18 protein-coding genes are annotated in these 22867 nt (G+C 53.3%); 15 read left to right on the top strand and 3 right to left on the bottom strand.

Translation table 11 applies throughout. The features are described 5' to 3' along the window. Positions 1-118: 118 nt before the first annotated feature. From CHH75_RS15870 to CHH75_RS15905, 8 genes are all read left to right on the top strand, one after another. A complete protein-coding gene (locus tag CHH75_RS15870) occupies positions 119-835 on the top strand; it encodes a response regulator transcription factor (protein WP_095398640.1) in 717 nt (238 codons plus the stop codon). Next, on the top strand, positions 832-2046 hold the full coding sequence (locus CHH75_RS15875) for a sensor histidine kinase (RefSeq protein WP_095267183.1): 1215 nt from the start codon (positions 832-834) through the stop codon (positions 2044-2046). The genes CHH75_RS15870 and CHH75_RS15875 overlap by 4 nt, the downstream gene beginning before the upstream one ends. Before the next feature lie 135 nt (positions 2047-2181). Next, entirely contained in the window at positions 2182-3105 is a 924-nt protein-coding gene (locus CHH75_RS15880; protein ID WP_095267184.1) for an ABC transporter ATP-binding protein, read from the top strand. Beyond that, complete coding sequence (locus CHH75_RS15885; protein ID WP_095267185.1) at positions 3102-3809, top strand: ABC transporter permease; 708 nt, start codon at positions 3102-3104, stop codon at positions 3807-3809. Before CHH75_RS15880 ends, CHH75_RS15885 begins: the two co-directional genes overlap by 4 nt. 14 nt (positions 3810-3823) lie before the next feature. Further along, positions 3824-4558 (top strand): ABC transporter permease, encoded by a 735-nt coding sequence (locus tag CHH75_RS15890; protein ID WP_095267186.1) that lies wholly within the window; start codon positions 3824-3826, stop codon positions 4556-4558. A 398-nt stretch (positions 4559-4956) separates the two neighbouring features. Next, positions 4957-6267, top strand: a complete 1311-nt coding sequence (locus CHH75_RS15895; protein ID WP_095267187.1) for a sugar ABC transporter substrate-binding protein — start codon at positions 4957-4959, stop codon at positions 6265-6267. A 92-nt stretch (positions 6268-6359) separates the two neighbouring features. Beyond that, positions 6360-7673 (top strand): carbohydrate ABC transporter permease, encoded by a 1314-nt coding sequence (locus CHH75_RS15900; RefSeq protein WP_095267188.1) that lies wholly within the window; start codon positions 6360-6362, stop codon positions 7671-7673. After that, a complete protein-coding gene (locus CHH75_RS15905) occupies positions 7673-8515 on the top strand; it encodes a sugar ABC transporter permease (RefSeq protein ID WP_095267189.1) in 843 nt (280 codons plus the stop codon). The genes CHH75_RS15900 and CHH75_RS15905 overlap by 1 nt, the downstream gene beginning before the upstream one ends. A 166-nt stretch (positions 8516-8681) precedes the next feature. Here CHH75_RS15905 and CHH75_RS15910 read toward each other — a convergent pair whose 3' ends face one another. Both CHH75_RS15910 and CHH75_RS15915 read right to left on the bottom strand, forming a co-directional pair. After that, positions 8682-9770: an NAD(P)-dependent alcohol dehydrogenase gene (locus tag CHH75_RS15910; RefSeq protein WP_095267190.1), complete on the bottom strand. Its 1089-nt coding sequence runs from the start codon at positions 9768-9770 to the stop codon at positions 8682-8684. A 69-nt stretch (positions 9771-9839) separates the two neighbouring features. Further along, the gene (locus tag CHH75_RS15915; protein ID WP_095267191.1) at positions 9840-10283 is read right to left on the bottom strand and encodes a hypothetical protein; all 444 of its coding nucleotides are present in this window, start codon (positions 10281-10283) and stop codon (positions 9840-9842) included. Positions 10284-10775: 492 nt separating this feature from the next. On the opposite strand from CHH75_RS15915, the gene CHH75_RS15920 reads away from it, so the two are divergent. Both CHH75_RS15920 and CHH75_RS15925 read left to right on the top strand, forming a co-directional pair. Then, positions 10776-11393, top strand: a complete 618-nt coding sequence (locus CHH75_RS15920; RefSeq protein ID WP_095398641.1) for an alpha/beta hydrolase — start codon at positions 10776-10778, stop codon at positions 11391-11393. A gap of 402 nt (positions 11394-11795) precedes the next feature. Further along, positions 11796-13385: a response regulator transcription factor gene (locus CHH75_RS15925; protein WP_095398642.1), complete on the top strand. Its 1590-nt coding sequence runs from the start codon at positions 11796-11798 to the stop codon at positions 13383-13385. A 152-nt stretch (positions 13386-13537) separates the two neighbouring features. Here the strand turns inward: CHH75_RS15925 and CHH75_RS15930 are convergent, their stop codons facing one another. Continuing rightward, on the bottom strand, positions 13538-15358 hold the full coding sequence (locus tag CHH75_RS15930; protein ID WP_095398643.1) for a cache domain-containing sensor histidine kinase: 1821 nt from the start codon (positions 15356-15358) through the stop codon (positions 13538-13540). 187 nt (positions 15359-15545) lie between these two features. On the opposite strand from CHH75_RS15930, the gene CHH75_RS15935 reads away from it, so the two are divergent. The 5 genes from CHH75_RS15935 (at position 15546) to CHH75_RS15955 (ending at position 22779) form a co-directional block, all read left to right on the top strand. Beyond that, positions 15546-16964, top strand: a complete 1419-nt coding sequence (locus CHH75_RS15935) for a carbohydrate ABC transporter substrate-binding protein (protein WP_095398644.1) — start codon at positions 15546-15548, stop codon at positions 16962-16964. A 126-nt stretch (positions 16965-17090) separates the two neighbouring features. Then, on the top strand, positions 17091-17978 hold the full coding sequence (locus tag CHH75_RS15940) for a carbohydrate ABC transporter permease (RefSeq protein ID WP_095267196.1): 888 nt from the start codon (positions 17091-17093) through the stop codon (positions 17976-17978). Positions 17979-17987: 9 nt separating this feature from the next. Beyond that, positions 17988-18833 (top strand): carbohydrate ABC transporter permease, encoded by an 846-nt coding sequence (locus tag CHH75_RS15945; protein ID WP_095398645.1) that lies wholly within the window; start codon positions 17988-17990, stop codon positions 18831-18833. Between the two features lie 41 nt (positions 18834-18874). Further along, positions 18875-20257: a peptidylprolyl isomerase gene (locus tag CHH75_RS25480; protein ID WP_095398646.1), complete on the top strand. Its 1383-nt coding sequence runs from the start codon at positions 18875-18877 to the stop codon at positions 20255-20257. A gap of 44 nt (positions 20258-20301) precedes the next feature. Next, positions 20302-22779, top strand: a complete 2478-nt coding sequence (locus CHH75_RS15955) for a discoidin domain-containing protein (protein ID WP_176475594.1) — start codon at positions 20302-20304, stop codon at positions 22777-22779. Positions 22780-22867 lie beyond the last annotated feature (88 nt).

Below are 22867 nucleotides of genomic sequence, written 5' to 3' on the forward strand. Positions count from 1 at the left end.
AGATTTCCAAGCATGAGCTCTTTTTATTTTCAAAAGTGAACAGAGGTTGATAAATTGTTTCATTCTCCCTGATCTGTTATATAATACATGTATTATAAGATGTATTGGAGCAGAGGACATGGACCATATTTCCGTTTTGCTGGTAGATGACGAGCAGGGGTTGTGTGAAATGCTTGCCGCTGTGCTGAAGAAGGAAGGCTTTCGGCATATTCGGACTGCGGGAACCGGACGTGAGGCGCTGGAAGCAGTGATAGAGTCGGATATTGATGTAATCGTGCTGGATGTGATGCTTCCGGACGAGGACGGATTCGAGGTGTGCCGGAAAATACGAAAAATCACCGAGGTGCCCGTCCTTTTTTTGACAGCCAGAGATACCGATTTGGACAAGCTGATGGGATTTGGCATTGGTGGGGACGACTATGTTACCAAGCCCTTTAATCCGCTGGAGGTGGTTGCCCGGATTAAAGCCCGCGTGAAATATAAAATGCAGCGGGAAAAGCCGGAGATTGCCCGCTTGGCGCCGATGGATTTTGGTTACTTCAGGGTTGAGCTGGAATCGGGGGAGCTCATTGTAGATGGAGCGCATGTGGAATGTCCGGCGCGTGAATGGGAGCTGCTGGTTTATATGTGCAGCCATCCCAATCGAATTTTCAGCACACGTCAATTATATGAAGCCGTGTGGAAGGAGCCGTATCTAGGGGATGAGAAGACGGTTGTTATACATATCTCCCGGCTTAGAAAGAAGGTTGAGCCTGATCCGAGCAAGCCGCAGTTTCTTGTTAATGTTCGTGGTCTGGGGTACAAGATGATGGTTCCGAGGAAGGAGCCGACATGAATTCTATGGTGAAAATGGCGTTTCGCTTTCTACGCCTTACCCTTCTGTTTGTAACGGCTTTAGTCATTAGTTTTATTATATGTGCGGTTGGATTGTTATATATTCAAGAGCATCTGGATTGGCTGAACCCGGTTTCGCCGCGAACTTTATTGCTGTCCCTAGGATTTATCCTAACAATTGCATTTGTTTGTGCTTACGGCTGGCTCGTAGGCAAGCCGCTCATCTATTTCATCCGCTGGATTAACAGGCTGTCCAAGGGGAACTACACCGAGCCGGGAGAGCACTACCGTATAAAACACTACCGTAAAAAACATGATCATAAAGAACATGATAAAGAACATGACGACCTGACCGAAAAACCTGTCTACCGTTACCCATTTGTCTTATATAAGGAATTGTTGGAGCAAATGAGCCGATTGACGGAGCAGCTGTATAAGAGCGAAGCGGAGCGGCTGAATCTGGAGGCTAAAAAGCAGGAATGGATTGCTTCCATCAGTCATGATCTGAAGACGCCGTTGTCGTATATCGAAGGCTACGCCCACATGCTGACGGCAGCCGAGTATCACTGGAGCGATGAGGAGAAGCTGGATTTCAGCAGACAGATCAGAAGCAAGACCGCGGAGATGAAGCAGCTGATCCAGGAATTGAACCAGACGAGCCGGTGGCAGGTGCAGCAGGAGCGGGGGGAGACCGACAGCCTTCAGGAAGCTAAGAAGCGAACGCCAGGTGCTGCGAGCAGTGTGAACTTTCCAATGAACCTGCAGCAGGATAATATCGTGGACTTTGTTCGTGATACGGTCATAGATATTGCGAACCATCCTATGGCCGAGCATACGCTGTTCACATTTACGGCTTCCGAGCCTGTGCATATGATGGAGTTTGACAGCAAGCTGTTCGGCAGAGCGGTTCAAAATGTGCTGATGAACGCTGCGATTCACAATCCGCCAGGAACCCAGGTGACATGTGATCTGGGCTTTCGAGAGAACAGCTGCCTCCTTGTTGTCGAAGACGATGGAGTGGGGATCGATGAGCAGGCGCTGAAGCGGGCTTTATATCATTCCGGTAAAGGAATTGCGATTGCCAGAGCCTTTATTGAAGCGCACTCCGGTCATATGAATATCGTCAAATCGGACGGCGGGGGTACGAGGGTGGAAATCACATTGCCGATGTTGGACTGCGATGTTGAACTGCCATGTAGGACTGCGAAGTAGGCATGCCAATTAGGGTTGGTATTGACGTAGGTCTGAATTATGCTGATGTTTATTCCTTATTTACCTGTTATTTACCCTGCGTTGCTACACTTGAGGTGTCGACGATGCTACTTCTTGAGGGAGGAATAATAAGGGATGACAGAAGAATATGCGATCGATACACATCAGCTAACACGCAAGTTTGGACAACGAGAGACGGTCAGGCGGATCAACTTGAAGGTTCCGAAGCGGGAGGTCTATGGATTTCTAGGACCGAACGGTGCGGGGAAAACCACGACCATTCGGATGCTTCTCGGGCTGATTCGAGCTTCATCAGGGAATATCCGCATTCTGGGCAAGGATCTGAACGGGAATCGTATGGAGATTCTGAAGGATGTTGGTTCTCTGGTCGAGTCACCATCTTATTACGGACATCTATCCGGCTATACAAATCTGAAAATCGTTACACTGATGCACGGAATGCCGGAGTCCAGAATCAACGAGGTGTTAGCATGGGTTCGGCTCGAGCAGGCGGCACACCGTCCGGTAAAGAGCTACTCGCTTGGTATGAAGCAGCGACTCGGCATCGCGATGGCGCTTATTACGAACCCTAAGCTGCTGATTCTGGACGAGCCGACGAACGGATTGGACCCGTCCGGTATTCAGGAAATTCGCGAGTTGATCATGCGGCTGCCGCGTGACTTTGATATTACGGTTTTGCTCTCCAGCCATCTTTTAAGCGAGATTGAACAGGTGGCCACCTACGTAGGGATTATTAATCAGGGGGAGCTGATCTTTCAAGGACCGCTCCAGCAGTTAACGGAACGTAGCAAGCCTTATGTATGGGTGGAAACGGACCGACCAAGGGAGGCCGCTGCTGCGTTAAACGGTCAAGGATGGGATGCGGAGCCGGATGAAGCAGGAGGCCAGCTTCGAACCTCCGTGACCTACCGGAAGGAATCGGCCGAAATGATTCGATTTCTAGTCCAGCAGCATTACGATGTTTACCGGGTAACGGAGAAGAAGAAGACGCTGGAGGAGATTTTCCTGGAATTAACCGGTCAGGAGAACAGCTTATGAAGCTTACGTTATTGCATGCGGAAGGTCTCAAGCTGAAGCGATTATGCCGTCTTATTCCGCTTATTCAGGGCATCATTCTCATCAGCATGACGGCGCTGGAGTGGTATCTGTATTTCCGTCAAGGACCCGGGGGAGTCTATGCAGGCTTTGCGGTGATGTATATGTTTTTGTCGTTTGTCTTTTTACTAGGCATTACGCTGCTTGCCAGCATTATGGCAGGCACGGAGCATGAAACGAGAGCGTGGAAGCAGCTGCTCGCTATGCCTGTTCCTAAGGGATCAATATACTTAGCAAAATTGGTGTGGATCTTTCTGTTGCAGCTATGTACCGTGGTGATCACGGTTGTGGGCATGTGTGTCATCTGGGTGCTGTATACCAATGAACCGATCCCGTGGAAAATCATGATATTGCAGCCGCTGTTCGTCTGCTTGTCGTCCGTGCCGATGATGGCGATCCAGTTGTGGCTGTCCACTGTGTTTGCCAATCAGGCGCTGCCGCTCGCTCTGGGAATATTCGGCTCCGTCTCCAGTCTGTTTCTGGCCCGCAGCAGTTCACCGGTCATTCATCTTCTTCCTTGGTCCTATCCCGCGTTATCGAGCCCGCTCATCCCTGGCCATATGCAGTGGATCGGGATTTCGCTTGGTGTAGGACTCATGCTATCGATTCTGGGAACGCTGATGTTTACCAGAAGAGAGTTTGAATAGGGGAGGCGGGATCCATGAACATGCTGTTACGTGCAGAAACGATGAAAACGCAATGGAGAGTCGTCATACTGCTCATTCTGCTGGATACGCTGATTAACGCATTGATGGGGATGGAGCAGCTGGATAGCTTAAAAGAATTCTTCCCGCCAAGCTGGATGAGTCTGTATATCCACAGCGTCAATCTTCACGCGATGTTTTTCTATCCGCTCTATTGCGGCATAATCGCCTCATTGCTGTGTATGTACGAGCATAGGGACGGGGGGTGGAAGATCGCATTGGCCTTTCCTGGCCCGAGATATCACATATTTTATGCCAAATACCTGGTGTTGATCGGCATATTGGCGGTGGTACAGCTGGTGTTTATGCTGGGTTATCTGGCAGCCGGGAAGCTCGCTCATGCGCCAGGCAGCATTCCTTGGGGCACGCTGGCCTACACGGGGTTCGGAGGATGGCTGGGTATTCTGCCGCTTGCTGCCTTGCAGCTGATCGTGTCGATCAAGGTGCGGAATTTCGGAGCCTCGCTGGCCTTGGCGATTGGTTATGTTGTTCCCAATATTGTATTCACAGGCTTTCACTCCACCATCGGTGCCTGGCTACCGTTCACGATTCCCTATTATGTAATGATGCCGCAAGAGGCCATTTATGCACCAAGAGTTGAACCGTACAGCCTGTGGGCGATTGTATTCTTCACAGGAGGCCTGTATCTGTGGCTGGGCCAGCGTTTTTTTGAGCGAAGAGACTGGTTATAGTCTGAATATATTGCCGTAATAAGCCCCGGTGCGACGATGCGCCGGGGTTATGCCGTTATGTTGTGCAAACCATAAGCAATGAGGAAACATAGGAGTCCAAGCCGAATGCAATATTTCTTGTGCAAACGCGGTATTTTTAAAGTAGTATACGAAAAAGCCAGATATTAAAAGAAAACGGAAGATAACAGCAGATAACCAAGCACTTCTGCCTTATGCAAACGTTTTTACAACTGAAAGGAATGTTGTATGATAATTTCAGTGAATGAAGCGCTTTCTTGATCGGTTTTTTCGGCTGTTATCCACATTGAAGCGATATTGACAGAATACGTCTGGCTTTTTGTGAAATCGTTTGCGCTGAATTCGAACTTATTCATATTTATTGAGAGGGGTATCGGGGAATGAAGATGAAAAAGATATTGGCGCTGATCTCAACGTTTACGCTGGCATTGGTTACGGCATGCGGTGGTGGCGGAGGAGCAGCACAGCCGGAATCACCTGGGAATACGGAGACTCCCCCTGCTCAGGAATCGCAGGGCGAGACGGCAGTACCTGAGCTTCTGCCGGAAGAAGGAGCCAAGCTGGTCGTGTGGGAGAGTCGCGATGAACGCGCCTACACGGACGCTGTGGCCAAGGAATTCACGGAGAAATATGGCGTTGAGGTGTTGGTTGAGGAAGTTAACCCTACCGACCAATTGACCAAGCTGGGACAGGACGGACCAGCGGGACTGGCTGCTGATGTGGTCGTATTTCCACATGATAGCCTAGGTAAGGCGGTTACCTCTAATCTGGTTATGCCTAATGATTTTTTTGAGGAGAAGACAAGAAACAACAACACCGAGGCGGCTATTCAGGGCGTATCCTATGACGGTGTGCTGTATGGCTATCCTCGCGCGGCAGAGACATACCTGTTGTACTACAACAAGGAGCTGGTGAGTGAACCGCCAACGTCGATGGAAGAAGTCATTGAGTTCAGCAAGACGTTTACCGATAAGTCCAAAAACCGGTACGGCTTCATGTTCGAAACCGGCAACCTGTACTTTGCTTATCCGTTCCTTGCTTCCACTGGCGGCTACATTTATGGAAACGGTGGCACGGACATTAACGACATCGGCATTAACTCCGAACAGACCCTGCAAAGCATGGAGGTCTACGCCAGCCTGCGGGAGATTCTGCCGGTGAAGTCAGGCGACATCACGCCGGACATTAAACGCGGTCTGTTCACATCCGGTGATCTGGCGATGGATATCAACGGTCCGTGGGAGCTTGGCGGCTACAAGGATGCGCTCGGCGACAATCTGGGTGTTGCTCCAATCCCGAGCATTGGCGGGCAGCCGGCCGTATCCCTATCCGGAATTAAAGCCTGGTATGTCAACTCATACAGCCAATATCCGCAAGCGGCCCGTTTGTTCGCCGACTTTGCCATCTCGAAGGAAGCCCAGCTGAAGCTGAGTGCGCTGGTCGGATCGGTGCCAACGAACAATGAGGCGCAGGAAGATGACCAGATCAAGAATGACGAGTATATCTCGGCCTTTACGGAGCAGTTCCGTTCCTCTGTGCCGATGCCGTCTATCCCGGAAATGGCCAACGTCTGGTCGCCTGTAGGCGCGGCTTTGGCTGAAATCTGGGACAACAACAAGGATATTAAGGAAACGCTCGATAAAGCGGTATCCCAGATCAAGGATCTGAATAGCGGCGGAGCCGCCAAATAACAGACCATTCGCCAATAATGAATAGGAAGAATCGCGCCCGCCTGGAACAGGCGGGTGATTCCTCGATGGATGGGAAGGAGAATGGAGGGAGCATGCGTCAGCATCGAACAATAGCAGCTGTCTTATCGGCTTTCTGCATGGGGCTGGGCCAGCTGTACAATCGTCAATGGATCAAGGGCCTTATGATGGTCCTGGTCGGTGGATACGCAACGTATTATTTTGCCAACAACCTTGGGCCGGCGATCCGGGGAATGATTACGCTTGGGGAGCACGGCAGCCGGCTGGAAAAGGTGAACGGATTGACCCAGATGGTCCCGGGAGACCATTCGATCAATCTGCTGATTGAAGGGTTGATCACCTTAATGGCGCTTGCTATTTTCCTGATCGGACATTATGCCAATATTCGAAATGCGTATAATACCGGCAGAAAGAGAGAAGAAGGAATCGCGCCGAACAATTTCAGACAGACGCTGAATTATATTTTTGAACAGAAGTTTGCCCAGTCTTTTCTGACGCTTCCGGCCACGGGCATTCTGTTCTTCACGATCATGCCAATTATCTTCATGATTTTGCTTGCCTTCACTAACTATTCGGCACCGAACAATTTGCCGCCGGCCAAGCTGGTGGATTGGGTCGGATTTGAAACCTTCAGAAATCTGGTGGCATTGAAATCATGGAGCCATACCTTCTTCGGCGTATTAACCTGGACGCTCATCTGGGCGGTACTGGCAACGGTGACGACGTATTTTGGCGGGGTTCTCGTTGCACTGCTAATTCAGCAAAAGGGCATCCGCTTCAAAAGCGTATGGCGCGTCATCCTCATTATCCCGTATGCGATCCCGCAGCTCATCTCGCTGCTCGTGATGCGGAATATGTTCAATGGTCAATTCGGCCCGATCAATCAATATTTGGGTTACTTTGGTCTTGGCGGGCTGCCGTGGCTGACCGATCCGTTCTGGGCGAAAGTGACGGTCATCCTTGTCAACATGTGGGTCGGCATTCCGGTATCCATGCTGCTGGTGATGAGTGTGCTGACTACGATTCCGAAGGATCTGTATGAGGCGGCGGAGGTGGATGGAGCGACGGGCTTCCAGAAGTTCCGGATTATTACCTTGCCGATGATTCTGTTCTCCACAGCTCCGATTCTGATCGCGCAGTTCGCCGGGAATATCAATAACTTCAACCTGATCTTCCTGCTGACCAACGGCAATCCGGCGGTAGGCGATTATCAGTACGCGGGGGCGACCGACTTGCTCGTAACCTGGCTCTATAAGCTGACGCTGGATCAGCAGAGATACAATATGGCTTCGGCGATCGGGATCATTATTTTCCTGATTATTGCCACCTTCTCGATCTACAATTATCGTCGAACCCGATCCTTTAAAGAGGAGGATATGATTCAATAATGGGAATGAAAATGAGAAATGCCATTCGATTGACGTTGAGCTATATTGCATTGGTTATCTTGGCGATCGGCTGCATTTACCCGGCGTTGTGGATCGTGCTGTCCTCACTCCGTCCGGGAAAATCGTTGTACAGCCCGACGTTGATTCCCGAGACGTTCACGCTGAATCATTACAGGGAACTGTTCACCTCGCAGTCGTTTCTGTTCGGGACCTGGTATATGAACACGCTGAAAATCGCCTTTTTCTCGATGGTGATCGGGACGATTCTGGTGCTGCTTACAAGCTATGCCGTCTCCCGTTTCCGGTTCAAGGGACGGCAGAACGCGCTGTCCATCATTCTGGTGCTCGGGATGTTTCCAGGATTCATGAGCATGATCGCTTTGTATATTTTGCTGCATTCCCTGGATCTGCTGAACACGCATATGGCGCTGATCATCGTATATTCCGCGGGGGCGCCGCTTGGCGGTACGCTGATTATGAAGGGCTTCCTGGACACGATCCCGCGAAGTCTGGATGAAGCGGCGAAGATGGATGGGGCGACGAACTTTCAGATTTTCCGCCAGATCATTCTGCCTCTGTCAAAGCCGATGATCACGTATATGTCGCTTACGCTGTTTGTCGGGCCTTGGGTTGACTTTATTTTTGCCCGGCTCGTGCTGCGCACGAAAGAGAATTGGACGCTGGCGGTCGGACTGTGGGATTTGGTCAATTCGATGCAGGACAGCAACTTCACCTTGTTCGCGGCAGCATCGGTGCTGATTGCGCTGCCGATCACACTTCTGTTTGTCTTCCTGCAGCGACTGCTTGTAGACGGCATGACGGCGGGAGCGAGCAAGGGGTAAGGCTGCTTTCGCAGACTTCAAGTGACTCGTGGATAGTTACGGCGGTTCAATGAAATAGAGAGTACAGGCAAAGCGGCCCCTTCCAGCACAGCAAACGGACTTCAAGTGCAAAGACTTGAAACGGTGTGGAAGGGGTGCTTTGCTAATTCAGATTAGAGGATGGGCTTTACTGAATCCTTAAAATCGGTTTGATGACCTCACCGGATTTGGAAGCCGAGAATGCTTCATTAATCTCATTGAAATCAAAGAACTTCACGAGCTTATCAAAAGGAAACAGCCCTCTTTTATAGTAATCGACGAGCTGAGGGATGAAGATTTGAGGAATGGCATCGCCTTCAATGACCCCCAGCATGGTTTTTCCTTCGGCCATGATATCATTATGCACATCGATCGTCATTTCGGGCGTAACGCCAACAATGGCGGAAATTCCTAGCGGTCGGAGTGCTTGCAAGGACTGACGAACGACAGGCGGAACCCCGGTTGTATCGATGGCAAATTCGGTTCCTCCATGCGTGATGGCTTTGATTTCCTTGACGACATCAACTTCTTTGCCATTAAGCGAATGGGTGGCACCGAGCTCCTTAGCCAATTCAAGCCGATTCTCGTGCACATCCACAGCGATGATGTTTTTGCAGCCCACAATTTTAGCAGCCATGATGGCACTTAATCCGACAGCGCCCGTACCATAAATCGCGATCGATGATCCAAATGGAGGCTGAAGTTTGTTTAATACTGTTCCCGCACCGGTTTGGATCCCGCACCCAAGCGGTCCTAGGAGGGCTAAATCCACATCTTCATCAACCTTCACGATGTTGCGCTCGTGTGATATGGCAAAGGTAGCAAATGACGATTGGCCGAAGAATGTCGATAACGGCCGTCCATCCTGCGACAACCGATGGGTATGATCATCATGCACGCCGCCAAAATTAAGATCATTAAAGGTTTCGCAGACCGTTGGGTGTCCGGTAAGGCAGTTGCGGCAATGACCACAATGTGCAAAGGAGAGAACGACGTGGTCTCCTGGTTTGAATTGGGTAACATTGTCACCGATCCTCTCCACGATGCCTGCTCCTTCGTGGCCTAATACGGCTGGAAGCGGGGCAATGGCCGCATCACGTGCCACGGCATCAGTATGGCATACGCCGGAAGCAACGATTTTGACCAATACCTCATTGGCCTTGGGCTCTGCAAGCTCGATCTCATCTAATACAAAATCTTTACCTTGATCCGGTGTGATTGCCGCTGTAATTTTCATGGATAATCGTACTCCCCTTAATTTTTGGCTTATTATTAGCCAATGGGGGGTAATTTATTTTCCCTCTCCTCACTCCTTTGCCTCAATTCGATCTATCAGGTCTCTCAGGGCATCAGCGGATTGCCCAGGTTGAAGAAAATAGGAAAAATTCGTATCTGATACGACAAAGTAGCTTCCATACCCGCCAAAAATAAGAGTTTTCGCGGTCCCATCCTTCAATTTAATGATGACATTTCGATAACCTACTTCCGTTACCGCGCCCGGACTCTCTGCATGGTATGCCGTGTTTATGAAGTTAATGAACGTCTGTAAGTCATCCGGATTGGTCATTTCTGTCTCGTTTCCTTCAGCACCTAAGATGATTACAGCAGCTACATCTTGTAATGGGACGTTGAACTCAGGTATGACCGGTTCTTCTGAAGTCGGCTTTGTCGTGTCTGATGCGTTGCCACAAGAAACGACTAACGTCAGGATAACTCCCCATAGCACTATCCAGATCCTTTTTCGGCTCATAATTGTTCCTCCATATCATTCAGGGGTAATACTCTTCTGACGTCATATGTACCGCAAAGTTACATCAATCATCTAAGTTCAACCACACCACAATATGAAGGTCATGCCCGTTCAGCTGCCAGAATGCTGCTAAAACTGGAGGATTGACTAAAAACATCGAAAAAAATTGTGAAAAATAACAAATGATCCGCTGACAACCTATAGGTCTTTTGGTATAATGAGTGTTGTTACGGGGGAACACGTACGGACTATATAGAGAACAGCAAGCAAGGGAGTCTTCTGCTCAGAAGCTCCCTTGCTTTCGTTTGTTCGGAATTTGCTTTTTCGGGAACCGTTATGGTAACATGTTGTTGAATATCTCGAAATTAAGATAAATATGTCGAGTGGTATAAGAAGTACCGTAACGGGAATGAGAAGAAGGAATCTGGTGTTAAGGATGGATTGGGCTTGGGCTTATTCAATATGCCTGATCGATGAAAGGAGATCATACAGATGGAACATCAACATATTTACCAAAAGGGGTCATCCCCCGATGCCCCTACACTGCTGCTGCTGCACGGGACCGGAGGGAACGAGCGGGACTTGCTGCCGCTGGCGGAGATGATTTCACCCGGCTCGAACGTGCTTGGGGTACGCGGCAATGTGCTTGAGAACGGCATGCCCCGGTTTTTCCGGCGGCTCGCTGAGGGGGTCTTCGATATCGAGGATCTTGTTAAACGGACATGGGATTTGAGTGCATTTCTCGATTCGGCTGCGGAGGAATATGGATTTGATCGCCGTCGTGTCGTCGCTGTCGGTTATTCCAACGGGGCGAACATTGCGGCCAGCCTGCTGTTTCATCAAGGGGATGCGCTGATGGGCGCGATTTTGCATCATCCGATGGTGCCGCTGAGAGACAAGGAGCTGCCGGAGCTTGGCGGCGTGCCGGTGTTCATCGCGGCCGGGAAGCGGGATCCGATCTGCCCTCCGCAGGAGTCGGAGGATCTGAACGAGCTGCTGGCGGGCGCAGGCGCGGATGTGAAGCTGTACTGGGTGAATGGCGGACATCAGCTGACCCGAACCGAAGTGGAGGCGGCAGCACAATGGTTTCAGGAGAAGTTTGAAGCATAATCATGTTGGCTCAACCCATGCTTTGTTGAAGTGATCGTAGGGACCCTTCATTCCGCGCAGCGGCATACTTTGCTGGAAATGGAACAACGGATTTCTGACAGGGGCCCCTATTCATTCACGAGCTGACAAGCGATTGTGAGAGATGGGCCGATCACATGGATGGCGAAGACGGAGGCGAGAAATTCGCCTCCGTTTTTTGCTGTTCACATCTTCGCTCATGATGCCAGGACCCATCTGTGAACGGCTGCTAAGCCTGGATTTTTTTCGATGGATAGTGCGTCAAGCCTACGTATTTTCGAAGACAATTATGATATAATAACCGCAATTTAGCGAGACAGGTCACTGATTTCTCTTCTATAGGCAGACGAACAGGCTAGCCCAAGATAAGGGAGGGAACTTCCAATGAACAAGGTGCTCATTGTGGATGACGAAAGGATTGTACGGATCGGTTTCAAATCGATGATCAACTGGTACCAGCATGGTTTCGAGCTGGTCGGGACGGCCAAGAATGGGGCGAATGCGCTCGATATGGTCGAGCAGTATAGCCCGGACATCGTGTTCACCGATCTGAAAATGCCGCAGATGGACGGTCTGGAGCTGATTCGCCAGCTGAAGCGGCGACGTTACAGAGGCAAGATTGTCGCGCTCACCAATTATGCCGAATACGAGCTGATCCGGGAAGCGATGGTGCTTGGAGCTTCCGATTACCTGCTGAAGGTTGCCTTGAATCCGGATGACCTGCTGGTCGTCCTGAACAAAATGATGACAAAGCTGTCTGATGAGCGCAGACAGATCGAAGAGGACATCCGGCAGGAAATGACGCAAAGAGAACGTCAGGCCATTATGAAGAACATGTTTTTTAGAACATTTCTGCTGCGTCCCGAGACTTCGGCGGCATCTGCGGAGCAGGAGGCGGCCGAGCTGGGCATCGTCTTGGCAGAACGGCCGGTATCCGTCATCTATCTGGAGCTGGACAGTCAGGATCCGGTGCTCGTATCAGGGAAGTATGCCGAGCGCAAGCTGCTGTCGCTGGTCATCCGCAACATTGCGGATGAGGTGTTCGCGGGCCGAAGCGGGACGGAGCTGGTTGAACTTGGGCCTGAGCAGTGGCTCGCCGTGGTGCCAATGGGCGTTGATTCCCATGCCCAAGGCATGAAGATGGCCAGGTCGCTTGTCGACACGGCCCGCTTATATACCGGGCTGAACCCGTGCGCGGTCGTCGGCGTTTCCACCGAAGGCCTGGATCAGCTCAGGCAGGTGTTTCGTCAGTGCCGGGAAGCGGTGCGGGTCACCTTTTACAAGGGATACGGATTTGTGGAGCCGGCGGTTAGCGCCGAATCCTTCCGCGAAAGCGATTTCAACAAGCTTGTTAAGGAGCTGCTGGAGATGCTGCAATCGTCCGAGCCAGAACGTTTCCAGACAGTGATAAGCCAAATAGGTGCGTTGGCGGCGGCGGAGCGGACCGAGATCAGGCAGCTAAAGCAGTGTGCCGTCAATGCGGTGACAGCGGCCAGGGAGCTGATGCTCGGTGCTTCGGAACCTGACGGCGCATGGCTCAAATCGGTGCAGCAGTCCCTCGAGGCAGCCCGCACTGTCCAGGAGCTGGAGCAGCACTGGCAGGATGCGGTTCAACAGCTGCTTGCGATGAGGAAAGAGCAGTTCCGGGGACAGTACCGTCAGGAAATCCGCAATGTCATCCTGTACATGGAATCCCACCTGCAGGACAAAGTTACGCTCGAGGACATCGCCAGGGTGGCGGCGCTGAATGAGAGCTATCTCTGCCGCCTCTTCAAGCAGGAGACCGGACACAACCTCTTCCAGTATTTAAGCGACCTTCGGATCGAGGAGGCCAAGCGGCTGTTCCGCTCCACGGCGCTGTCCGTGAAGGAGGTCGCGGCACGGGTAGGCATTGACAATCCCTTCTACTTCAGCCGCCTGTTCAAAAAAAGAGTGGGGCAAAGCCCCAACCAATACCGAGGCAGCCACAGCTAAGCCAGGTGCAGTCATCTGGCAGCTCGTCCTGCCATGCCCCGGCGGCCGTGGCGGGATGATATGCCGCGCTTGCTAAGGGGAGGTTGCGGTAGGTTGCTGCGTATATCCCGATGCCCGCTAACGTGCATCCAAGCCAAGTGCAGTCAAGTGCATCATGACGTGCCGTATTGCACCGGCCTGCCCATGTCCGGGTTCAGGGGCAGCGTCAGCGTTGTGGTTGTTCCCCGTCCCGCCTCGCTCTCGATGTGTAATCCATATTCCTTGCCAAAATAGAGCTTGATCCGCTCCTCCACATTATGGATGCCGATATTCGCAAGCCGCTCTCCATGCCCGCGCTGCTCCCGGCGCAGCCTGGACAGCTGCATCTCATTCATGCCTGCACCGTTGTCCATAATGACGATCTCCGCACAGCCGCCCCGGCTGCGGCAAATGATGCGAATTTCACCGCCGCCCTCCGCTTCGCTTAGTCCGTGAATAATGCTGTTCTCCACAATCGGCTGAAGCAGAAACTTCAGCACGCGATAATGCCGAAGATCCGGGTCCACCTCATAATGAACCTCGAAGGAGCCGTATTTAATCTTCTGGATGATGATGTAGTTCTTGATATTGTCGAGTTCCTCCTCAAGGGTAACAAACTCCGCTTTGTCCACAATCGTATTGCGCAGCAATTGGGCCAGCGCGCCAAGACCATCTGCAACACCGCCTCCGGTCTGACTGATCATGGCCGCCCATTTGAGCGAATTCAACGTGTTGAACAGAAAGTGCGGGTTGATCTGGGCCTGCAGCATTTGCAGCTCCGTCTCCCGCTTGGCCTTCTCCTCTGCCTCGGTCTGCGCCAGAAGCCGCTGGATTGTCAGCACCATGTCGTTAAAAATCTGATGGATCGTGCCCACCTCATCACGGCTGTCGTCCTTGGCCTTCACGTACAATTCTCCGTCCTGGATTCTTCTCATGGAGGAAACGAGCCGCGCCAGAGGCCGGAGTATCGTGGAGGAGAGGTAGTAGGAGCAGCCGCAGGCCAGCACAAGCACGATCAGGCAGACGACGGCGATGTCCAGCCGAATCGCATAGGTCTCGCTGTTCAAGTAATCGTAAGGAATGAGACTGACGAGATACCAATCGGCAAAAATATCAAACGATGCGGACACCAGATATTTTCCGGACATGAACTCCACCGAATGCATCTGCTCGGTGTCCATGGCGCTGCGGATGATGGGCTCGAGCAGGCCATCGTCTACAATCCCGTATCCGACCGGCAGCGCGGAGCTGCGGCTCGACAGAATCTGGCCCTCGCTGTCGGTGATAAAGGTCATGGAGCCTTCGCCCATATCCAGCTCATGGTACAGCTTCTGCGAGTAGAAGGCTTCGTCGATCAGAATATGGACATAGCCCAGCCGCTGCGACCAATTGGAGGTGGAATTGACCGGGCGGGACAGCAGGATGCAGGGCACGCCTCTTTTGGTCATGGCATGTCCAAGCACATAGCCGCCATTGCCGCTCGCGTCGATAATCTCGTTCTGGGCGGTCAGATAGCGGACATCCACCGCATCGTAGCCGAGATCAAACACGGTGTCGCCCGCCGTTGTTGTAACGATCACATTCTTGATGCTGCTAAGCATTTCGTATTTATCCCGAAGGATGGCGTCGATCTTCACGGCAATATCCCGCTTGGCGGTATCGTCATAGCTCAAGTAATGCTGCATGGCCGACTGGATGACCGGGTTCAGCGTAAGCTGCTCGGACAGCAGCACGAACTTCTGATTCTCGGCGCGCACCTTGTCCTTGAGCAGGCTCATGATCTGATAGGAGGAGGTGTTCATTTTGGTGAAGATGGCGTCACTGGATTTGGAGATCGAGAAGAAACCGATGGTGATCAGCGGAAACAGTGACAGGATGAGAAAGGAGTACAGCAGTCTGGACCTGATTTTGATACGTCGAATCCACTTGCCAAGCGCATTCCAATGTCGGCTCATCTGATATGGCGGGCCCCTTCCTTTGTTTTTGACCCCAGTATAGCAAAATGCCCTCCCTCGAATGCCCGCCCCCTGCAAAGTTATCAATAAAAGATATGAAAAAGTAAATGGAGTTCATTTCAGCCGGAATAGGGGCCCCCTATAATTGTGGATAAGTCCAAATATAAGAAATGAGGTGGCTTTGCGTATGCGTAGGAGTCGTGTTGGCTTGAGCAAATGGGGGTTCAGGCAATTGGCCTGGGTGCTGATCTGTACCGTCATGCTGACGGCGTGCAGTTCAGGGAGCGGCAGAACGCCTGCGGCATCCGGAGGAGAGGCGGGCTCTGCCCCGAACGAGGAATCGGCCTCCGGCGGTACAACGTTTGAGAATAAGGAGCTGAACATCGCCGTGTTCGAGGGCGGATACGGCAGCGAATACTGGAAGGCGGTCATCGAAAGATTCGAAGCGGATTATCCCGGTGTGAAGGTGAACATGACCTCCAATCCTAAAATTATGGACATTATCAAGCCTCAGCTTGTCGCGGGCAACCCGCCGGATTTCATCTATGTCAGCCCCGACGAGAACACCGGAACGATCAAGGCGCTGGTGAAAGAAGGGGCGTTGATGGAGCTGAATGACGTATTTGATGGCCCTGCGCTGGATTCGGACCGTCCGCTGAAGGACAAACTGACCGACGGCCTGATGGCGTATATGCAGCCGAACGGAGACGGCAACATCTATTACGCGCCGAACTACATGTCCGTGCTCGGCATGTGGTACAACAAGCATCTGTTTGAAACAAAGGGATGGGAAGTGCCGGTCACTTGGGAGGATTTCTTCGCCTTGGGAGAGGTGGCTAAGGCGGAAGGAAGAGCGCTCTACACCTATCAAGGGATTTACCCAAGCTATAATGAGAGCGTTTTCTGGCCGGCGGTCGCTTCGGCTGGAGGACTGGAGGCGATGAACAAAGCGCTGTCTTACGAAGAAGGCGGCTTCACGCAGGACGCGGTGAAGCAGGTGATGGGTGTGTTCGAACGCATGGCTCAGAACGATGACGTGATGAAAGGCACGGTGGCGCTCAATCATACTCAGGCGCAAACGGAGTTCCTGAAAGGCGGCGCGCTGTTCATTCCGAACGGCAGCTGGTTCGAGAGCGAGATGGCGGATGCGCCAAGAGAGGAAGGATTCGAGTTCGGATTCCTCGGGGTGCCGGTGTTCAGCGAGGGTGACCAGGCCTATGTGCTCAGCAGCTTCGAGGCGATGTATATCCCGAACAAAGCGAAAAATCCCGAGCTGGCCAAGGAGTTTCTGCGCTACCAGTACAATGACGACATCGTGCAACTGAATGCGGAGAAATCGAATGGCGTGATGGCGGTCAAGGGCGCGGTGGAGCTGGCCAAGGACTATATCCCGGCCTCCGCCTATGAAGCCTTCAAGGTGTATGACGAGGGGGCGCTGCCGATGATGGTGCAGTGGAAGCAGACGCCGAAGTCCGAGGTCATCATCAATGACGAGCTGTTTAATCCGCTGGGCGATGTGATGAACAAAAAAATGACGGCAGACCAGTGGGCAGATAAAGTGGAGCAGGCTTCCGCCAAGCTGAGAAACCTGCTGAATCAGTCGTAAGTGTACAAGGGTCAGATTGAGGGCGTTTGAGAGATTGGAAGGGCGGCAACGGACGGTCAGGGCGGCAGCTCTGGCGCCTGGTTGCACCCCTTCTGCATCGCGAGCCGCCCGGTTAGGAGTGGAGTGATGAAGCACCGCGAGCGCAATCTATTCATTACGGCCTGTACGCTGCCGGCCTTGATCCTGTTTGCCGTATTCGCCTTGTACCCGTTTGGCAAAGCGTTTGTGATGGCTTTTTATGACTGGAGCGGCCTTAGCGAGCATGCCCGTTATATCGGACTGAACAATTTCAAGACGCTGTGGCAGGACGATATCGTCTGGAAGGCGCTGGTGAACAATCTGTTCTTGCTGCTGGTTGTTCCGGTGCTGACCATGGGGGCCTCGATGCTCTTTGCGGCTTTGCTGACACAGCGGAAGATCAAGGGGAAGAAGCTGTACCGCACCGTGTTTTTCTTTCCGAACGTGCTGTCGATTGTTGTCATTTCCGTACTGTGGTCCTTTGTGTACCACCCGACCTTCGGCATCCTGAATTCCTTTCTGGAGCTGATCGGGCTGGAGAGCTGGACGAGGGCCTGGCTCGGCGACAGCAGCACGGTGCTGTGGGCAATCGCGTTCCCGATGATCTGGCAGTCGATCGGCTATTACATGATCATCTACATCGCCGCCATCGAGGGCGTGCCGACCGATATGTATGAGGCGGCCAGCATCGACGGGGCGTCGGCGTTTCGGCAATTTCGCAGCCTGACATTTCCGCTGATCTGGAATGTGGTGCGGGTGACGATTGTATTTTTCCTCATTGGCGTGTTTAACGGGAGCTTTGCCTTTATCAAGGTGATGACCAATGCCGGACCGAACCACGGGTCGGAGGTGCTGATGACGTATATGTATTCCCAGGCTTTCAACAACGGCAATTTCGGATATGCGATGGCCATCGGCGTATTTATGCTGCTGATTACGGTCGGCCTGGCACTGATCAGCGAAAAACTTACGGAAAGGGATTCCGTTGAATACTAGGTGATTGATATGACAACGAACGCGATTGCAGCCAAAGGCTGGCGTATTCTCACCACGCTGCTGCTGGCGCTGTATACCATTGTCGTCGTGTATCCGCTCGTGTGGACGGTATATTCGTCCTTCAAAACGACAGAGGAGTTCTATGCCAGTCCCTTCGCTTTGCCGCAGGGTCTGAGTCTGGACAATTATGTGAACGCGCTGGCGCGGTCGCGGATGGCGGAGTATTTTGTCAATTCGGTTGTGGTGACTGTGCTGGCGCTTATCCTGTGCAATGCGGCGGGATTCGCCGCAGCTTATGTGATGACAAGGTATCGGTTCCGCTTTCTCGCCGTGATCAAAAGATTCTATATCGCCGGCCTGTTCTTCCCGGCCGCATTCAGCATTGTGCCGCTGTTTATGCTGCTGAACCAGATGCATCTGCTCGATTCGAGCGCCGGGCTCAGCATCGTATACGCGGTCAGTGCGATTCCGTTCACGATTTATCTGCTGTCCGGCTTTCTGGCCAGCATTCCGAAGGACTATGAGGAGTCGGCCACCATCGACGGCTGCTCGCTGTTCGGCGTACTGATCCGGATCATTGCGCCGATGGCGAAGCCGGGGATCATTACGATTACGATTTTTAATGTGATGGGCTTCTGGAACGAATATATTTACGCCCTGTCCTTCATCTCCTCGGAGGGCAAGCGCACCCTGACGCTGGGGCTGGCTTATCTGATGGAGGTGCAGCGCTACGCGACCGATTGGGGCGCGCTGTTCGCCGGGCTGGTGCTGGTCATGGTTCCTACGCTGCTCATCTACGCGCTGCTGCAAAACCGCATCACCGCCGGACTCAATATGGGCGGACTGAAAGGGTGAGGAAGACTTGATCATCTAATCGCAGAAGGGAGAGATCGCTTATGTCGCGTGCGAAACAGACGAGGAAGCACAGCGGTGCGCCGAGCAGCGGGCCGGCCGGGGGCAGGATGGAGACCGAAGGCCGGGCTCAGGCCGGACGCACCGAAGCGGCTCGGGCCGGGACTGCCGGAAGCGATTCCGGACGCGCCGAGGGCAAGAGGCTTGCCCGGAAGCGCACGGACGGAACGAAGGCGGGGACGGGGCTGTCCGCGCGGGCTCGGGGGTGGAGGCCGCTGCAGGGCCGCACCCCGGTCCACGGCCGCACCCCGATTCGGGACCGCACACCGCTTCATAGCGGCACTCCGATTCGGGACCGAAGGCCGATCTTGGGCAAGGGCGCTTTATGGGGCGCCCTGCTGCTGATCGTTCTCGCGGCTTCGGCCGGGCTCAGCCTGACCTTGTCGGCGTCCCGGGATGAACACCGGACAGTGGCCACGGTGAACGGCGAGCCGATTGCCGAGGGCGAGGTGGAAGCCCTGATGGAGCGGCTGAAGCCGGAGGTGCGGAATTACTTCAGCCGGCAGGGGCTGAAGGTGGATTCGGCGGCGTTCTGGGAGCAGGAGCATCGCGGGGAGCAGCCGATCCAGGTGCTGCGGGCGCGGGCGATGGAGGAGGCGGTCCGCCGGAAGCTGGAGACGGTGCTGGCGAAACAATATGGGCTGATCGGCTTCACGACCTATGCGGAGCTGCAGCAGGCCCACCAGCAGGAGAACGAACGCCGCAAGGAGGCGGTGGCGCGCGGGGAGGTTATCTACGGCCCGGTAACCTATAGCGAAATCGAGTATGCCAATTACTTGATCAGCAATGTGCGCATCCGGCTGAAATCGGAGATGAGCAAATCGCCGGACGATCCGCTCTATGTAACTGATGGCGAAGCGGAGGCGAGCTACCTCTCCCATCAGGCGCAGTGGGATGCCACGTCCGAGTCGATAACGATCCGCATCATTTCGGTGCCGTACCATACGGCAGAGGAGCGGGCGTCGTCCTACGAGACAGCGCTTAGCGCGGCAGAGGAGCTGGAGCAGGGGATCAGCTTCGAGGAAGTATCGCGCAAATACAACCGCGAAGGCGAGATATTGACCCGGCGTTTCACCCCGGATACCTACAAGGAGGATATTCGGGCTTCCTATAACCTGCTGACCGCCGCCCAGGGGCTGGATCGGGGGCAATACAGCCCGGAGCCGGTGGAAAGCGGCGGCAGCTGGAACATTGTGCAGTTGACCGACAGAAGCAGTGAAGGGGGGGATGACCACCAGCGCAGGCTTGATTCTGTCCGAAGGAGCGTTATTGATGAGAAGTATGAAGCTTACGTAGAGGAACTCATGCACACGGCAATGGTTGAAATTCGGGATGAACGCTATGAAAACGCATGGAAGGGAGAATGAGACGATTGAGAAAATGGCTCTGTTATATCTTAATGATCACCCTTGTGTCTACGTCCACCGCCGCCTTCGCCCCGGTGGGGGCCACCTATGCGGAGGAGGGTCCGTCTGCGGTGAAGGATGAAGTGAACACGATCGGTACCGATTATTATGTGGACGCCACCGGCGGGGACGACAGTCATGACGGAACATCTCCGGCGCGGGCATGGCGCTCGTTCGAGCCGGTCAATGCCAAGACGTTTGGGCCGGGAGACCGCATCCTGCTGAAGGCCGGCGAGGTGTGGGAGAATCAGCAGCTGTGGCCGAAGGGCAGCGGAGCGGAAGGCGCGCCGATTATCATTGATATGTACGGCGATCCGGAGCTTGGCAAGCCGTACATTGCGATCAACGGCAACGTGCCGACACCGGTCTACCTGGAGGGCACCACCTGGAAGAAGGATTATGACAAGGTGGGACGCACGGGAGCCGTCGTGCTGATGAATCAGCAGTATTACGAAATTCGCAATCTGGAAATTTCCAATGATGATGATTTCGAGCATGATATTAACGTGCCGGGAACGGAGCGGCAGGTGGTGCGGGACGGGATCAGCATTTCCATCCATGCGGACTTGCTGAAAGACGGGGACGACAAGGTGATGAACTATTTTCGGATCTCGGATAACTACATCCATGATATTGACGGGGTGACGACCTGGCAGCGCATGCATTATGGCGGGATCAACTTTCAGGTGTTCGGGTCCAAGCCCTACACAGCGTATGAGGATGATGCGTACTATTTTCAGGATGTGAGAATCGAGAATAACCATTTCTACAAAACAGAGCTGCATGCCATTCAGTTCGCCTTCAACTGGTTCGATGACCTTGGCAATTGGGAGCAGGACTGGATCTGGAGCAAAAACATGTACAGCCGCGACGTCTACATCGGGCACAACTATGCGGAAAGTATCGGCCAAGGGGCGATCCAGCTCGCCAACACCAAGAACATGACGGTGGAATACAACGTCGTGAACGGATTTCTGCAGCGGTATGACTCGATATCAGCTGGCCTGTACGCCTGGTGCAGCCAGGATGTCGTGCATCAGTTCAACGAAGTGTACGGCGGCACCTCGGCATTCTATGACGGGACGGCGTTTGACTTCGAGTTCACGAGCCGCAACGTGGTGTACCAATACAATTACACCCATGACAATCCGGCTGGCTGGATGGCCTACATGGGACGGGCGGCCGGCAATGTCGCCAGATACAACCTGAGTGTCAACGATAACGGGGTGCTGATCAAGAATCAGCTGCATGTGAACTGGACCCCGGCTTATTTTGTGAATAACGTGTTTGTGTATGACGGGGCGATTGCGGAAGTGCATGATGAAGAGATCAAATCGCCGATGTATTTCTATAACAACATCTTCTATAACTACAATACGGAGACGCCGACCACCTGGGCGCGCAGAGTTTCCGGCGGCATCCCGGGCACGCAGAACATGATCTTCCAGAACAATGCGATCTATGAAGCGAGCGGCCTTCGCGGGGAGCATGAGCCGGTGGATCTGTACAAAATCACGGTTGATCCGCAATTCGTGGGTGATCCGACCCAATATGGCACGGGCTTGTACGAGGGTACGCAGAGCTTCAAGCTGAAGGAAACGTCCCCGCTTATCAATCAAGGGCGGTATGTTCCGCAGGTGGGGACGGTCGATTATTACGGTAATCCGAACTATCGCGATGGCGGCATCGATATCGGGATTCATGAGGTGCAGATCGGCAGCTACGCGGCTCCGGAAGACCGGGTCGTGTATGATTATCAGCCGCAGCTCAGCTATGCCCGGCCGGACAATCTGCTGTTAAGCCTGAATGCGGAGGATGTGTCGGTGTCGCATGAGGCGCCTGGGCAGGACAAAAAGTTACTGATTGACGGGGATCTGGACACGAGATGGCAGACGTCAGACCGGGTGCCGACGGTCGAGTCGCCGACCTCGATCACCTTCGATTTAGGCTCGCCTCAGACGTTTGGCCGCTTCGTGATTCGCCAGCAGGAGCCGCGAATTGGCGATTATGAGCTGCAGTATTCCGCAGACGGCAATGCGTGGACAACGGTGAGAACCGGGACGCTCGTGAATATCCGGGATTATGTGCTTGACTTCGACAATGTGAAGGGACGGTACTTCCGCCTGAACGTGACGTCGGCCCGCGCTCGGGGCTCGCTTCCGTTCAACGAGGTGGAGCTGTATGACCGGACGCCGATGGCGCCGCGCCTCGATATCACGAAGCTGGAATATTCCAAGAGCGCCCTGGACCGGAATACGTCCACGAAGGTGTTCCTGGAGAAGAACGGGAATGAATTTGCAGGCATTAAATACAAGGGCGCCGATCTCCGGGAAGGGGTAGACTACACGGTGAACAATGTGCGGATTGATCTGACCCGGAGCTTCCTGGACAGCCTGAAGAACGGCAATCATGTGCTGCATTTTGAATTCAAACCGGACAAAGGCAAGAAGTCGGTTCCGCTGAAGGTGGACATCCGGAATTAAGGGTTCCGCTCTTCTATCATAAGGACGCTAAGAACCAGCGCGCACCTCGAGGTGTGCGCTGTTCTGTGTATCGTGGTGGGGTACTCTT

The sequence above is a fragment of the Paenibacillus sp. 7541 genome (assembly GCF_002276395.1).
In the GTDB taxonomy this organism is placed as follows: Bacteria; Bacillota; Bacilli; order Paenibacillales; family Paenibacillaceae; genus Paenibacillus_AQ; species Paenibacillus_AQ campinasensis.